At 62.1% G+C, this 14336-nt stretch carries 13 protein-coding genes; 4 read left to right on the forward strand and 9 right to left on the reverse strand.

From position 1 onward, the window contains the following. Positions 1-74 precede the first annotated feature (74 nt). Positions 75-677 carry a hypothetical protein gene (locus tag AC19YR_RS06215; RefSeq protein WP_095106850.1) on the reverse strand — a complete coding sequence of 201 codons (603 nt, stop codon included), beginning with the start codon at positions 675-677 and terminating at the stop codon, positions 75-77. 146 nt (positions 678-823) lie between these two features. On the opposite strand from AC19YR_RS06215, the gene AC19YR_RS06220 reads away from it, so the two are divergent. Further along, positions 824-1549 carry a 4'-phosphopantetheinyl transferase family protein gene (locus AC19YR_RS06220; protein ID WP_500597592.1) on the forward strand — a complete coding sequence of 242 codons (726 nt, stop codon included), beginning with the start codon at positions 824-826 and terminating at the stop codon, positions 1547-1549. Positions 1550-1692: 143 nt separating this feature from the next. Here the strand turns inward: AC19YR_RS06220 and AC19YR_RS06225 are convergent, their stop codons facing one another. Then, on the reverse strand, positions 1693-3300 hold the full coding sequence (locus tag AC19YR_RS06225; RefSeq protein ID WP_095106846.1) for an ATP-binding protein: 1608 nt from the start codon (positions 3298-3300) through the stop codon (positions 1693-1695). Further along, on the reverse strand, positions 3297-4022 hold the full coding sequence (locus AC19YR_RS06230; protein WP_095106844.1) for a response regulator: 726 nt from the start codon (positions 4020-4022) through the stop codon (positions 3297-3299). Before AC19YR_RS06230 ends, AC19YR_RS06225 begins: the two co-directional genes overlap by 4 nt. Positions 4023-4757: 735 nt before the next feature. Between AC19YR_RS06230 and AC19YR_RS06235 the strand changes: the two genes are divergently transcribed. Further along, on the forward strand, positions 4758-7652 hold the full coding sequence (locus tag AC19YR_RS06235) for a ribonucleoside-diphosphate reductase subunit alpha (protein ID WP_500597594.1): 2895 nt from the start codon (positions 4758-4760) through the stop codon (positions 7650-7652). A gap of 259 nt (positions 7653-7911) precedes the next feature. Here AC19YR_RS06235 and flgE read toward each other — a convergent pair whose 3' ends face one another. From flgE to AC19YR_RS06265, 6 genes are all read right to left on the reverse strand, one after another. After that, complete coding sequence (gene flgE / locus AC19YR_RS06240; RefSeq protein ID WP_095106840.1) at positions 7912-9240, reverse strand: flagellar hook protein FlgE; 1329 nt, start codon at positions 9238-9240, stop codon at positions 7912-7914. A gap of 30 nt (positions 9241-9270) precedes the next feature. Beyond that, positions 9271-9984, reverse strand: coding sequence for a flagellar hook assembly protein FlgD (flgD, locus tag AC19YR_RS06245; RefSeq protein WP_095106838.1), 714 nt, complete (start codon positions 9982-9984; stop codon positions 9271-9273). Positions 9985-9999: 15 nt separating this feature from the next. Continuing rightward, positions 10000-10443, reverse strand: coding sequence for a flagellar basal body rod protein FlgC (gene flgC / locus AC19YR_RS06250; RefSeq protein ID WP_095106836.1), 444 nt, complete (start codon positions 10441-10443; stop codon positions 10000-10002). A 2-nt stretch (positions 10444-10445) separates the two neighbouring features. Beyond that, positions 10446-10853: a flagellar basal body rod protein FlgB gene (flgB, locus tag AC19YR_RS06255; RefSeq protein ID WP_095107034.1), complete on the reverse strand. Its 408-nt coding sequence runs from the start codon at positions 10851-10853 to the stop codon at positions 10446-10448. Positions 10854-11166: 313 nt separating this feature from the next. Next, a complete protein-coding gene (gene cheR, locus AC19YR_RS06260; RefSeq protein WP_095106835.1) occupies positions 11167-11994 on the reverse strand; it encodes a protein-glutamate O-methyltransferase CheR in 828 nt (275 codons plus the stop codon). Positions 11995-12038: 44 nt separating this feature from the next. Continuing rightward, the gene (locus AC19YR_RS06265) at positions 12039-12971 is read right to left on the reverse strand and encodes a chemotaxis protein CheV (protein ID WP_500597598.1); all 933 of its coding nucleotides are present in this window, start codon (positions 12969-12971) and stop codon (positions 12039-12041) included. Between the two features lie 85 nt (positions 12972-13056). Here AC19YR_RS06265 and flgA point away from each other — a divergent pair, with 85 nt between their 5' ends. After that, a complete protein-coding gene (flgA, locus tag AC19YR_RS06270) occupies positions 13057-13818 on the forward strand; it encodes a flagellar basal body P-ring formation chaperone FlgA (RefSeq protein WP_095106832.1) in 762 nt (253 codons plus the stop codon). A 150-nt stretch (positions 13819-13968) separates the two neighbouring features. Continuing rightward, positions 13969-14292: a flagellar biosynthesis anti-sigma factor FlgM gene (flgM, locus tag AC19YR_RS06275; protein ID WP_095106831.1), complete on the forward strand. Its 324-nt coding sequence runs from the start codon at positions 13969-13971 to the stop codon at positions 14290-14292. Positions 14293-14336: the final 44 nt, after the last annotated feature.

Below are 14336 nucleotides of genomic sequence, written 5' to 3' on the forward strand. Positions count from 1 at the left end.
GGGGGCCTCACCTCTTGGACCGATGCACGGGCGCCGGGCGCAGGTGGCCCGGCGCCCGGCGTTGCGACCTGTACTTAGAATGCGTAGTTGGCCGACAGGTAGGTCTGCGCGCTGCTGGTCAGGCTCAGGGAGCCTTGTTTGCCCACGCCGCGCTCGCTCACTTCGGTGCTGGCATTGCTGCGCAGGTAACGGTAACCCAGTTCCACCGAGGTGTTTTGCGAAACTTGCTGCAAGACGCCGGCCTGCACGCCCACAGCGTAGCCGATGTCGCTGTCGCGGCTCATGCCGGGGGAATCCTGGGTCAGTTTGGTCAGGCCGGCGGTGGCGCCGCCGAACAATTGGGTGCTGGCGGTGACCGGCAGGAATTTGTCGTAACTGCCCAGCAGGTTTTCCTGGCGCAATTTCAGGCCATTGTGGGAGCCGGAGACGTTGTCGTAGGTGGCGTAGTAGCGGCCTTCGCTGTTCTGCTGACCGAGGCGCAGGCCCCAAGTGGTGTCCTTGCCGATCACGCCATCGGCGTTGGGGCTGCCCAGGTGGCGGTCCAGGGAGCCGGATTTCTTCACTTTGTCGCTGGTCTGGCCCAGGGTCAGGCTGGCGAAATTGCTGTCGCCAGCCTGGACCATGGCGCTGGCGCCCAGAACGGTGAAGGCCAGAATCAACTTCTTGAAAGTCGTCATAGTGGTTTTCCTGTTGCGCGGTGCGCTGTTTGGGGACGTCGCTACAGTAACCAACGGCCCCTGAACTGCCCCTGAACGCCTGCTGAACCTGGGCTGAACCAAACCTGCACTACCCAGCACCGGGGCAACCGGGGCAAAATGCCGCGATGAACGCCACCCACACCCTCCCCGCCTGCTGCTCCCCCCTCGACGACCATTGGCCGCTGCCCGTGCCCCTGGCGCACACCGTGCTGCTGAGCACCCGGTTCGACCCGGCGCACCTGGCCGGCGACGACTTCCAGCGCAGCGCCATCGCCGCGCCGCCGAACATCCAACGCTCGGTGGCCAAGCGCCAGGCCGAATTCCTCGCCGGGCGCCTGTGCGCCCGCGCCGCCCTGCACCGGCTCGACGGCCTCGACTGCGTGCCGGCCATTGGCGAGGACCGTGCCCCGGTGTGGCCGGCGCACCTGTGCGGCTCGATCACCCACGGCACGGGCCGGGCGGCAGCCATCGTCGCGCGCAAGGAACACTGGCAAGGCCTGGGCATGGACCTGGAAAACCTGCTGGACGAGGAACGGGCGCGACGCCTGGCCGGGGAAATCCTCACCGGTGAAGAACTCAAGCGCATGGCCGCCGGCCCCGCCGAGGATATCGCCCTGCTGGTGACCCTGACCTTCTCGGCCAAGGAAAGCCTGTTCAAGGCCCTCTACCCCATCGTGCGCCAGCGCTTCTACTTCGAGCATGCCCAAGTGCTGGCCTGGGACCGCAGCGGCCACGTGCGCCTGCGCCTGCTCACCGACCTGTCCGGCGACTGGCACCACGGCCGCGAACTGGACGGGCAGTTTTGTGTGGCGGATGGGCAGTTGCTGAGTTTGGTGGGGGTTGAGGCCTGACATCAGCCATGTGGTAGTGGGCTGAATGGGGGAACTGCTTTTGTGTGGCCTGAGCTGCGTTTATGGGGTGGAAACTATTTGTGTGGGAGCGGGCTCGCCCGCGAGGGCGATCTTGAGACCGCCATCGCTGGCAGGCCCGCTTGCTACTTCTCCTGATGCCGCGGCCAGCTCAGGCTGAAGCACGCGCCGCCGAGGCTTTTGCTTTTGCTGATTAGCGCCCGGCCGCCGTGCCAATGGATGATCCGGCGCACGATGGACAGGCCCAAGCCATGGCCGCCCGAGGCCCGGGTGCGGCTGTCGTCCAGGCGCAGGAACGGGGTGAAGATCCGCTCCCAGGCACTTTCCGGCACGCCCGGCCCGTCGTCTTCGACGTCGATGCGGCAGCGTTGCTGGCCCACCTGATAGCTGATGGACACCTGCCCCTCGGCATGGCGCATGGCGTTGCCCACCAGGTTCTGCAAGGCGCGGTGCAGGTAGCGCGGCTCGGCCTCGACCCAGGCGTCGTCGCAGTTGGCGGCCGACAGGCACAAGCCACGCCGGACCTTGACGTTGGCCCGCAGCGGCGCCAGTTCTTCGATCACCTGGTTGACCAGGGCATCGAGGTCCACTCGCTGGAAGTCGAGCACCGGCGAGCCCTGCTCCAGGCGCGCGTAGGTGAGCATTTCATCCACCAAGCGGTCCAGGTCCTGGATGTCGTTGTCCATGCCGTCCATGTACTTGTCGCGGGCCGCAGGCGTGGCGGCCGAGGCGATCATCTCCAGGCCGAAGCGCAAGCGCGCCACCGGGGTGCGCAACTCGTGGGACACCGCCCGCACCAGTTCACGCTGAATGGCCAGCAGGCGCTGCAAGTGCTCGGCCATGCCATTGAACGCCGCGGCCAGGCGCCCCACCGAGTCGGCGCCACGGGCCGGCACGCGGGTTTCCAGGCTGCCCTGGGCGATGCGCGTGGCCGCTGACTCCAGGCCACTGAGGCGGCGTTCCAACTGACGCACCAGCAGGTACACGATCAAGCCGATCAAGCTCAGGCCCAGGGCGGCAATCAGCACCAACCACTCCACCGGGTAGGGGTTCATCTGGTACAGCGGGCCGATTTCCAGTACCCAGGGCGTGCCGACCATGCCGGCGAACACGCGGATCGAATCGCCGCCCTTGCCCAGGGCCATCACCGTGTCGCCTTCGGCCACGCGGCGGCGCTGGTCTTCGTCCATGTCGGCCTGTTCCAGGTCAACCAGGTGCATGTCGAAGCCAAAGCCCTTGTCGCGTTTGAGGGCTGCCAGGCGCTGGGGCTGCTCGGCCACGGGGTAGCGCACCAGTTCATCGGCCAGCAGGTAGATGGTGGCCCGCGCCAGTTGCTCGCTGATCTGCAACACCTCGCCGGTGAGCACCAGTTGCTCCTTCTGGCTGACCAGCCGATAAACCCGCGCCGCGTGCGGCCCGGTTTGCTCCACCAGCGCCTGGCCGCGCAGGATACGGTTGCGCTGGCCGAGGTCCAGGTCGGTGTCGGCGAAGGTCTGCAACTTCAGCGGGATGCCCAACAGGCGCTCCCACATGGTCACGGCGCGGCGGCGCTCGAACTCGTTCATCGGTTGCAGGTTGTCGGCCATCAGGGAGAACGTGCCGTGGGCCAGGCGTTCGCGGTACTGCTCGCCGCGGGCCTGGTTGAGCAGGTGCAGCGCCAGCACGCCGAGCACCGCCACCAGGATCAGCGCCGCGCACATGCCGCCGTAGATGCGCAGGAAGATGGAGTTCACAGCGGCATGTCTACGCAGGCTTCGGGAACGAACAAGTAGCCTTTGCTGCGGATGGTCTTAATCAGCCGCGGGTGGATGGGGTCGTCGCCGATCTTGGGGCGGATGCGCGAGATGCGCACGTCGATGGAGCGGTCCTGGCCGTCATAGCCGATGCCGCGCAGGGCGGTGAAGATTTCCTCGCGCGAGAGGATGCGTCCGGCGTTGGCCACCAGCAGCCACAGCAGGTCGAACTCGGCGCTGGTCAATTCGATGCCGGCGTCGCTCAGCCAGGCCTCGCGCAAGGCGTGGTCCACCACCAACGGGCCGAATTGCAGGCGCCGGGGTTTTTCCGGGGCCGCCGGCTCCGGCGCTTCGCTGCGGCGCAGCAACGCCTGGATGCGCGCCAGCAACAAGCGCGGGCGCACGGGTTTGCACACGTAGTCGTCGGCACCCAGGTCCAGGCCCAGCACCTGGTCCATGTCGTCGGCACGGGCGGTGAGCATCAGGATCGGTCCTTCATAGCGGTCGCGCACCTTGCGGCAGATGCTCAGGCCATCCTCGCCGGGCAGCATCAGGTCGAGGATCACCAGGTCCGGTTGCTCGGCGATGATCCGGGCGGCGGCCAGGGCACCGTTGCCCTCGATGGCGACACGCAATCCATTGCTTTCCAGGTAATCACGGGTCAACTCAGCCAGACGCTGGTCGTCCTCGACAATCAATACCTGCCACGCTTCTTGCTCCACGGGGACCTCTGCTTGCCAAAAACACTGATAAAGGAAGGATCCGCCCGTCTTTTTGTAATGTTTGGGGCGGATAAGACAGCGAATCGAACGGGCGATTGTAGCAACGCCTGCGCGGCTAAAGACAAGCGGGCAAATGGGCTCGGTAAGTACCCTTTTTTGTGATAGGGTTCGCGCCCGCAAAAATCCGCCCAAGGCTATTTCCGGCGGTAAAAAACAGTGACAAACGGCGCAGTCCAGCAGCGACGCGGCCTACAGGACGAATACGTCTTTCATACACAATTTACGCACAGCTTTATCCACAGGTATCACGTTGCAATCATCCACCCAAACGCATTATCTTGTAGCTCGCGCGCCGAAAAACCCTACATATGGGGTTTCGAGACAAAAACCAAACACAGTTCAGACAAGAAACTCAAGTGCTTTTCTTGCTTGCGTTTGGTTGAACCAATCGTCATTTCAGAAGACCAAACCGCGTCTGCGGATGGCCACCGCTTTGCAGCCAACCACGGCCAAAGCGGTACGGGTGTTGCAGTAGAGAATCTGTCATCCATCGCAAAACGGTTTCGCGCCTTGCGGCTTGGAACCCAAGACTTCGGCATGGAAGCGACGCCCGCAAGAGCGCCTTCCTCCTGTCCCGAAGTGGTTATGCCCGGCCTCGCCGGTTGTAGTGCTTCAGGACGGAACGGTGGGCACCAAGACGGTGCCCCAACAAACATAGAGAACGTGGAGACACCCATGCAAACCGACACAACTCGCGAGAACCCGCAGGGCAATGTGCCGCAGGCCGCCGATTCCAACCAGGATCTGTCCGCCACCGCACCGGGCCAATTGCGAGTGATTAAGCGTAACGGCACTGTCGTTCCTTACACCGATGACAAGATCACCGTCGCCATCACCAAAGCGTTCCTCGCAGTTGAAGGCGGCACCGCTGCCGCCTCGTCGCGAATCCACGACACCGTGGCCCGCCTGACCGAACAAGTCACCGCGACCTTCAAGCGCCGCATGCCTTCGGGCGGCACCATCCATATCGAAGAAATCCAGGACCAGGTCGAACTGGCCCTGATGCGTGCCGGCGAGCAGAAAGTGGCCCGCGACTACGTGATCTACCGCGACGCCCGTTCCAAGGAACGCGCCACCCGCGCGCCGGCCGCCGACGCCGTGCAGGCTCACCCCTCGATCCGCATCACCCTGGCCGACGGCACCTTCGCGCCGCTGGACATGGGCCGCCTGAACACCATCGTCACCGAAGCCTGCGAAGGCCTGGAAGAAGTCGATGGCGACCTGATCCAGCGCGAAACCCTGAAGAACCTCTACGACGGCGTGGCCCTGAGCGACGTCAACACCGCCCTGGTGATGACCGCCCGTACCCTGGTCGAGCGCGAGCCGAACTACTCGTTCGTCACCGCCCGCCTGCTGATGGACACCCTGCGCGCCGAAGGCCTGGGCTTCCTGCAAGTGGCCCAGAGCGCCACTCACCACGAAATGGCCGAGCTGTACGCCAAGGCCCTGCCGGCCTACATCGCCAAGGGCATCGAGTTTGAGTTGCTGAACCCGGTACTGGCCGACTTCGACCTGGAAAAACTGGGCAAGGCGATCAACCACGAGCGTGACCAGCAGTTCACCTACCTGGGCCTGCAAACCCTGTACGACCGTTACTTCATCCACAAGGACGGTATCCGCTTCGAACTGCCGCAGATCTTCTTCATGCGCGTGGCCATGGGCCTGGCCATCGAAGAAAAGAACAAAGAAGACCGCGCCATCGAGTTCTACAACCTGTTGTCGTCCTTCGACTACATGTCCTCGACCCCGACCCTGTTCAACGCCGGTACCCTGCGCCCACAGCTGTCGAGCTGCTACCTGACCACCGTGCCGGACGACCTGTCGGGCATCTACCACGCGATCCACGACAACGCCATGTTGTCCAAATTCGCCGGCGGCCTGGGCAACGACTGGACCCCGGTGCGCGCACTGGGTTCGTACATCAAGGGCACCAACGGCAAGTCCCAGGGCGTCGTGCCGTTCCTCAAGGTCGTGAACGACACCGCCGTCGCCGTGAACCAGGGTGGCAAGCGCAAGGGCGCGGTCTGCGCCTACCTGGAAACCTGGCACATGGACATCGAAGAGTTCATCGAGCTGCGCAAGAACACCGGTGATGACCGTCGCCGCACCCACGACATGAACACCGCCAACTGGATCCCCGACCTGTTCATGAAGCGCGTCTTCGACGACGGCAAGTGGACCCTGTTCTCGCCATCGGAAGTGCCGGACCTGCACGACCTGACCGGCAAGGCCTTCGAAGAGCGCTACGAGTACTACGAAGCCCTCACCGAGTACCCGGGCAAGGTCAAGCTGTTCAAGACCATCCAGGCCAAAGACCTGTGGCGCAAGATGCTGTCCATGCTGTTTGAAACCGGCCATCCATGGCTGACCTTCAAGGACCCATGCAACCTGCGCAGCCCGCAGCAGCACGTGGGCGTGGTCCACAGCTCGAACCTGTGCACCGAGATCACCCTGAACACCAACAAGGACGAAATCGCGGTCTGCAACCTGGGCTCGATCAACCTGCCGAACCACATCGTGGGCGGCAAGCTCGACACCGCCAAGCTGGAACGCACCGTCAACACTGCGGTACGCATGCTCGACAACGTGATCGACATCAACTACTACTCGGTGCCGCAAGCGAAGAACTCCAACTTCAAGCACCGCCCGGTAGGCCTGGGCATCATGGGCTTCCAGGACGCTCTGTACCTGCAGCACATTCCCTACGGTTCGGATGCCGCGGTCGAGTTCGCCGACAAGTCCATGGAAGCGGTCAGCTACTACGCGATCCAGGCTTCCTGCGACCTGGCCGACGAGCGCGGCGCCTACGAGACGTTCCAGGGCTCGCTGTGGTCCAAAGGCATCCTGCCGCTGGACTCGCAGCAGATCCTGATCGAGCAGCGCGGCCAGAAGTACATCGACGTTGACCTCAACGAATCCCTGGACTGGGCACCGGTTCGTGCCCGCGTGCAGAAAGGCATTCGTAACTCCAACATCATGGCCATCGCACCGACCGCCACCATCGCCAACATCACCGGCGTCTCGCAGTCGATCGAACCGACCTATCAAAACCTCTATGTGAAATCCAACCTGTCGGGTGAGTTCACCGTCATCAACCCGTACCTGGTTCGCGACCTCAAGGCCCGCGACTTGTGGGACTCGGTGATGATTAACGACCTCAAGTACTACGACGGTTCGGTGCAGCAGATCGAGCGCATCCCGCAGGAACTCAAAGAGCTCTACGCCACCGCGTTCGAAGTGGACACCAAGTGGATCGTCGACGCCGCCAGCCGCCGCCAGAAGTGGATCGACCAGGCTCAGTCGCTGAACCTGTACATCGCCGGCGCCTCGGGCAAGAAATTGGACGTGACCTACCGCATGGCTTGGTACCGTGGCCTGAAAACCACTTACTACCTCCGTGCCCTGGCCGCCACCAGCACCGAGAAATCGACCATCAACACCGGCAAGCTGAACGCGGTATCCAGCGGCGGCAACCACGGCGACGACTCGGTCCTCGCCGCCCCTGCCGGCCCGGCCCCCGTGCCAAAAGCCTGCGCCATCGACGAGCCGGATTGCGAAGCCTGCCAATAAGCTGAGCCGTCCAGCCCCGCCAGGCGCTGACTGAAAAACCCCCGACAGACTTTTGGTTTGCCGGGGGTTTTCTTTTGTGTGGAGTAACCCGCTGGGGCCGCGGCAGATGAGCGGCGCAGTCGGGGGGCGCCATTGCGAACAGGCTTGCTCCCACAGAAATGCCCCGGTGAACGTGTTCCCAAAACTGTGCGGGCTTGCTCGCTCCCACACACAAAAAAGCCCCTCTTTCGAGGGGCTTTTGGTAGAGCGCGAACCGCTATCAGGTCATCTGGATGATGGTCTGCATGATGGTGCTCTGGGTGGAGATGGTCTTGGCGTTGGCCTGGTAGTTGCTCTGCGCCTTGATAAGGTCCACCAACTCGTTGGTCAGGTTGACGTTGGAGCCTTCCAGGTTACCGGCCACGATGGTGCCCAGGGTGCCGGTCTGCGGGGTGTCATAGCCTGGCTGGCCCGAGGCGAAGGTTTCTTTCCAGCTTGTGCCACCCGCCGGTTGCAGGCCTTGCTCGTTGTTGAAGCTGGCCAGGGCCAATTGGCCAATGGCCTTGCTTTGCTGGTTGCTGAAGTTGGCGAACATCACGCCATTGCCGTCGATTTTCAGCCCGGTGATTTCGCCGGTGGCGTAGCCGTCGGTGACCGGCGGGTTGCGGTAGGTCACCGAGTTGTACTGGGTGATGCTGGCCATGTTGATGGCAATGCCATCGGGGTTAGCGGCCGCGCCGTTGGGGGTCCACACACCGCCGACCATGACGCTGGGCACCCAGGCGCCGGTACCGGTACCCGGGATGGTCAGGGTGGTATTGGAGGCGGTGCTAGGTGGAGTGACGATGCCCGTCAGTTCGCCAGCGGTGTCGAAGGACATGGTCGAAGCCACCGGTGCCTGGGCGCCTGTGCCGGTCACCGGCGAGCCGTTAGGGTTGCGGCCATCGATCAGGGTGTAGGTCTTCCAGGTGTTGGAGCCGGTCTTGACCACGTACTGGTCCATCGGGTGGGAGTTACCCTGGGTGTCGTAGATGGTGGTGCTGAACTGCTCGGTGAAGGACTTGAGGTTACTCGGATCGAACGGAATGTCGGTCTGGTTGATGACGTCACTGGTGGACTTGAGGTTACTGGTGGAGTCGACTTTGCTCGACGCCTTGGGCGGCAGGTTGGCCTGGTCGATGCGCAGGTCAGTGAGAATACCCTTGACGACCTTGCCTTCGTCGTCCACGGCGTAGCCTTGCAGGCGGCCGGTACCGTCGGAGGTGGTGACGAAGCCTTCCTTGTCACGCTGGAACGTGCCGGCGCGGGTGTAGCTCAGCGAGCCGTTGGTGCTCAGGGTGAAGAAGCCGCCGCCCTGGATCGCCATGTCCAGCATGCCGCCGGAAGTGTTCACGTCGCCCTGGCTGAACTGCTGGGACACGTTAGCCAGGTTCACGCCGTTGCCGATGGTCTTGCTGCCGTTACCCAGGCGCAGGGCCGAGTAGACGTCCTGGAATTCCGCACGAGAGGACTTGAAACCAGTGGTCGCGACGTTGGCGATGTTGTTACCGGTGACGTCCAGTTGCTTGTTGGATGCATAGAGACCGCTGAGGCCAATGTTGAAAGACATATCTCACTCCTTGTGCCGCGTTATTCGGCTCTACAAACCAATCGTTTGGACTTTGGACAGGGCAACGGCGCCCAGGCCAGCGAGGTTAAGCATGATTTCGCCGCCGGTCTGGCTCAGCGTCACGCTGTTGACGGTCGCCGGCAGGGAGGTCAGCAGGGCAACGGTGCCATCGTCGGTCTTGGTGGTGGCTTTGAAGGAGTAGGTGCCCTTCTCGACTTTCTCACCGGCCGTGTTGGTACCGTCCCAGGTAAAGGTCGGGCTGCCAGCGACCTGGCTGCCCATGTCGATGGTCTTGACGACCTTGCCGTCCTTGTCGGTGACGGTGATGGTGGCGTTGCTGATCGGCTTGCTGACGACCAGAGAACCGGTGAGGCCTTTTTCCGGGTCGACCACCGACGTGTCGGTTTGCACGATCACCGAGCGGCCCACCAGCGACGAGGCCTGCAAGGCCTGGGACGACTTGTAGCTGGTGGACAGCGACGACACCGAGTCATTGAGGGTGGTGATGCCTTCCAGGCTGCTGAACTGCGCCAACTGGGCAACGAACGCGCCGTTGTCCTGGGGCTCCAGCGGGTTCTGGTTTTTCAATTGGGTGACCAGCAACTGCAAGAACGCATCCTTGCCCATGACGGTGCCGTCGGCAGCCTTCTTGGTCGTGTTGGCGCCGTCGGTGCCGCCGGTCTTCTTGACGTTGTTGACGACGTCATTGAAGGCGTTGGCGCTGGTGGTGTCCTTAACGCTCATAGGAGTAGCCCCTTATCACTGACCCAGGGTCAGGACCTTCTGCATCATGGTTTTGGCGGTATTCATCATTTCGGCGTTGGTCTGGAAGGACCGACTGGCGGAAATCATGTCAGCCATTTCCTCGACCACGTTGACGTTGGGGTAATAGACATAGCCCTTGGCGTCAGCGGACGGATGGTTGGGTTCGTAGCGTGCATCCAGGTTGCTCTGGTCTTCGACTACGCCGAGCACCTGCACGCCCTGGCCGGCAGCGTCCTGGTTCTGGAACAGCGAATCGCTGCCGCCGCTCTGGCCGCCCTGGAACATGGTGGCGAACACCGGGTGACGGGCGCGATAGGTCTGGTCGATGCTCGAGGAGACCGTCTCGGCGTTGGCGATGTTACTGGCGACGGTGTTCAGGCGCGTGGTCTGGGCACTCATGCCGGAACCTGCGATGTTAAAAACACTGGACAGGGACATGGTTACTCTCCGCGCAGGGCTGCGATCAACCCTTTGAATTTGCCATTGAGCAGCGTGAAGCTGGCCTGGAAGTTGACCGAGTTCTCGGCATAGTTCGACTGCTCGAGCTGGGCATCCACGGTGTTCTGGTCGATCGAGGGCTGCATCGGCGTGCGATACAGCAACGATTCGTCGCCATTGCCCAGGCCTTGCGCTTCGATATGACGGTTATTGGTCATATTCAAGGCGAAGGCGCCGCTCTTGGTCTTTTCGCTCTGCGCCGCCAGCACAGCCGAAAAGTCCAGATCCCGAGCCTTGTAGTTCGGGGTATCGGCGTTGGCGATGTTGTTGGCCAGGACTTCGGCACGCTTGGCGCGAAAGCCAAGAGCCTGTTCATGGATACCGAGCGCTTTGTCGAAGCTGATGCTCATGTCGGGAAACCTTTGGGTGACCGGTTTTTCGTAGCTGGAACTTAGCAAGCCGCGTGCCAACTGCATAACCCCCCGAAAACACGGGCTTTGCCGGCCCCGGCAAGGCACCGATGCCAGAAAAGCGGCAATGGGTTTCCGCTGGCCGCCGCTTTTCTGCCGCTTTGCGGGGGCGGCAGGTCAGCCACCGGCGCGACGGTAGCGACTCGCCCGCTAACGCGAGCAGGCTCGCTCCCACCGCAGGCCAGCCAACTACAGTGACGGCAAAAAAAACGGGAGCCGCTGAGGGCTCCCGTTTTTCGTTGTCGCCAGCCAATCACTTGGCCTGGTAGATAATGCCCGGGCTGCACTGGACCATCTGGTAGTGGTCCGGCAAGCCGTTCAAGGCTTCCGACGCGCCGAGAAACAGGTAACCGCCCGGTTTCAGGGTGCTGTGGATACGCAGCAGGATGTCTTTCTTCACCTCGGCGGAGAAGTAGATCAGCACGTTGCGGCAGAACACGATATCGAACTTGCCCAGGCTGGCGTAGCTGTCCAAGAGGTTGAACGAGCGAAACTCCACCCGGCTCTTGATCGGTGCCTTAACTGCCCAGCGCCCCGGCCCCTTGGGGTCGAAATAACGCTGCAAGCGCTCGGGCGACAAACCGCGGCCGATGGCCAGGCTGTCGTATTCGCCGGTCTTGCAGTTGTTCAACATGGTGCTCGACAGGTCGGTGGCAACAATCTGCACCCCCATCTTCAACTGCCCCATGTTGACCCGCTCGAACTCGTCGATGGCCATGGACAGGGAGTAAGGTTCCTGCCCCGACGAACAGGCCGCCGACCAGATGCGCAGCCGCTGGCCGGGGTTGGCCTTGATCGCCTGGGGCAGCACCTTGTTCTTGAGCACCTCAAAGGGGTAGGTATCACGAAACCACAGGGTTTCGTTGGTGGTCATGGCGTCCACCACCAACTCGCGCAAACCACTGCGCGGCTGGGTCTGGATACGCTGGACCAACTCCCCCAGGGACTTGATGCCCTGCTGTTCCATCAGTTTGTTGAGACGGCTCGACACCAGATACTGCTTGTTCTCACCGAGCAAAATGCCACAGGCTTTTTCCAGGAAGACCCGGAACTGTTCGAAATCCAAATTACCCGTAGACAAAGATACCGCCTCTAAAATCGTGTTGTTCGCCGGGGCAGGCGCCCCTAGCTGTGATCTGCTGCTTTGATCCGGTCAACGACCCGGGCTGCCAGGTCATCAGGACGGAATTTGGCCAGGAAGTCATCGGCACCGACTTTCTTGACCATCGCCTGATTGAACACTCCGGACAGCGAAGTATGCAGGATGATATGCAGTTTTTGCATGCGTGGATCGTTGCGTATCTCGGCCGTGAGAGTGTAGCCGTCCATTTCCGGCATCTCGATGTCGGAGATCATCATCAAAAATTCTTCTTCGGGCTTCTTGCCCTCGTCCACCAGTTTGCGCAGGTATTCGAACGCCTGGCGACCGTCATTGAGCGCCACCACCTCAACCCCAACGGTTTGCAGGCAACGCGAAACCTGTTTGCGCGCCACCGAGGAGTCATCCACCGTCAACACCCGCAGCGATATGGCCTTTTGCTGGGTTTCGGTGTCCACCACGCCAAAGGAAATCGACTCCGGCGTCGGCGCCACTTCAGCCAGCACCTTCTCTACGTCGATGATTTCCACCAACTGGTTATCGACCCGGGTAACGGCGGTCAGGTAGTGATCGCGCCCGGTGCCCTTGGGTGGCGGGTGGATCTCCTCCCAGTTCATGTTGACGATACGTTCCACCGAGCGCACCAGGAAACCCTGGGTCTTGGTGTTGTACTCCGTGATTATCACGAAGGGGTTGCTTTGGTCCTGCAAACCGCCCGACCCGGTGGCCATCGCCAAGTCCAGAATCGGAATGGTCGCACCGCGAATATTGGCGACACCGCACACGACAGGATGGGACTTAGGCAGCACCGTCAGTTTGGGGCATTGCAGCACCTCCCGAACCTTGAACACGTTGATCCCGTAAAGCTGCGTTCCGTCCAAGCGGAACAACAACAGCTCAAGGCGATTCTGCCCCACCAGTTGCGTGCGCTGGTTCACCGAATCCATTACACCAGCCATGCCCGACTCCCACTACACCCACACACTTGAAAAGATCCGACGCCCGTTCATTGCTAAACGGCACGGCGCTTGCTTTTTAACTCTTATGAACGCCAAAACGACATTTTCCCGACGCCTGACCTCAACCTACCGCAAAGGCCTGTGCGCCTGGTCGGCGCTGTGTTGCCTGGCCGTCGGCGGCCCGGCCCTGGCCGACTCGGTCACCTTGCCTGATCTGCTTATCGGCGTCACCCAAGGGTTTCTTGAATTCACCGTGGAAGACTACCTGGCCACCAGCCAGACCGAAGGACGCTACGAGATCCAGGTCAACCAGCTCGACCCGCGCCTGCGCCTGCCCCAGTGCGACAAGGAATTGACAGCGACCCTGGAGAGCCCCGCCGTGCCCCTGGGCCGTGTCACGGTGCGCGTGCGCTGTGATGGCGCTGCGCCCTGGACCGTGTTCGTACCCGCTCAAGTACGCCTGTTTCGCGAGATCGTGACCACCACCCGGCCGCTCAAGCGCACCGCCATCATCGGCCCCGAAGACGTCACCCTACGCGAGCGTGATATCAGCCTGATAACACAGAGTTACCTGACTTCCGTCGATCAGGCGATCGGGCAAAAACTTGTCCGACCAATGGTCAACGACCAAGTCATTACCCTGGTGCACATGGAGCAGGCCGAAGTGGTGCGCAAGGGCGACCAGGTGGTGATCTCGGCGCGCAGCGGCACCCTCAGCGTGCGGATGCCGGGGGAAGCCCTGTCCAATGGCGGCATGAGCGAACAGATCCGGGTCAAGAACCTCAACTCCCAACGGGTCATCAAGGCACGGGTGACCGCTCCGGGCCAGGTCGAGGTGGCCTTGTAGAGCACTGGCGCTTGCCTCAGTCGTTCCCTAGACTGTGCCAGTACGCCGCGTGGCCCTGGCGCGTTCGTCTACCGATAATTGAGCCTAAAGTTTTTCCGGGTATGGCCGAAAACATGGCAAGCGTCCAAATACCCAGAGGTTTTTTCCATCATGGTCATCGATTTCAGCCGATTAAACAGCTCCCCCTCATTGGCCACCGCCCGTAGCGGCGCCAACAAAGAAACCGGTGATGCCGGGCAGTCCGCGCCGGTCACTACCGCCGCCCAACAGCCCTCCGCCAGCAAAAGCGGGGAATCGGTACACCTGAGCAATGAGGCTCAACAGTTGCAGAAGGTCACCGACAAGCTGCGCGATCAGCCTGCCGTCGATAAGGCCCGCGTGGCCGAGTTGAAGCAAGCGATTGCCGATGGCAGCTATAAAGTCGACAGCAACCGTGTAGCCAGCAAGCTGCTCAATTTCGAAGCCCAGCGCTAGCCCAAGGCCTGCGCCAGGCTTTTGGACGCTTAGAACCCAAGGCC

Source organism: Pseudomonas sp. MF08817 (assembly GCF_059862705.1).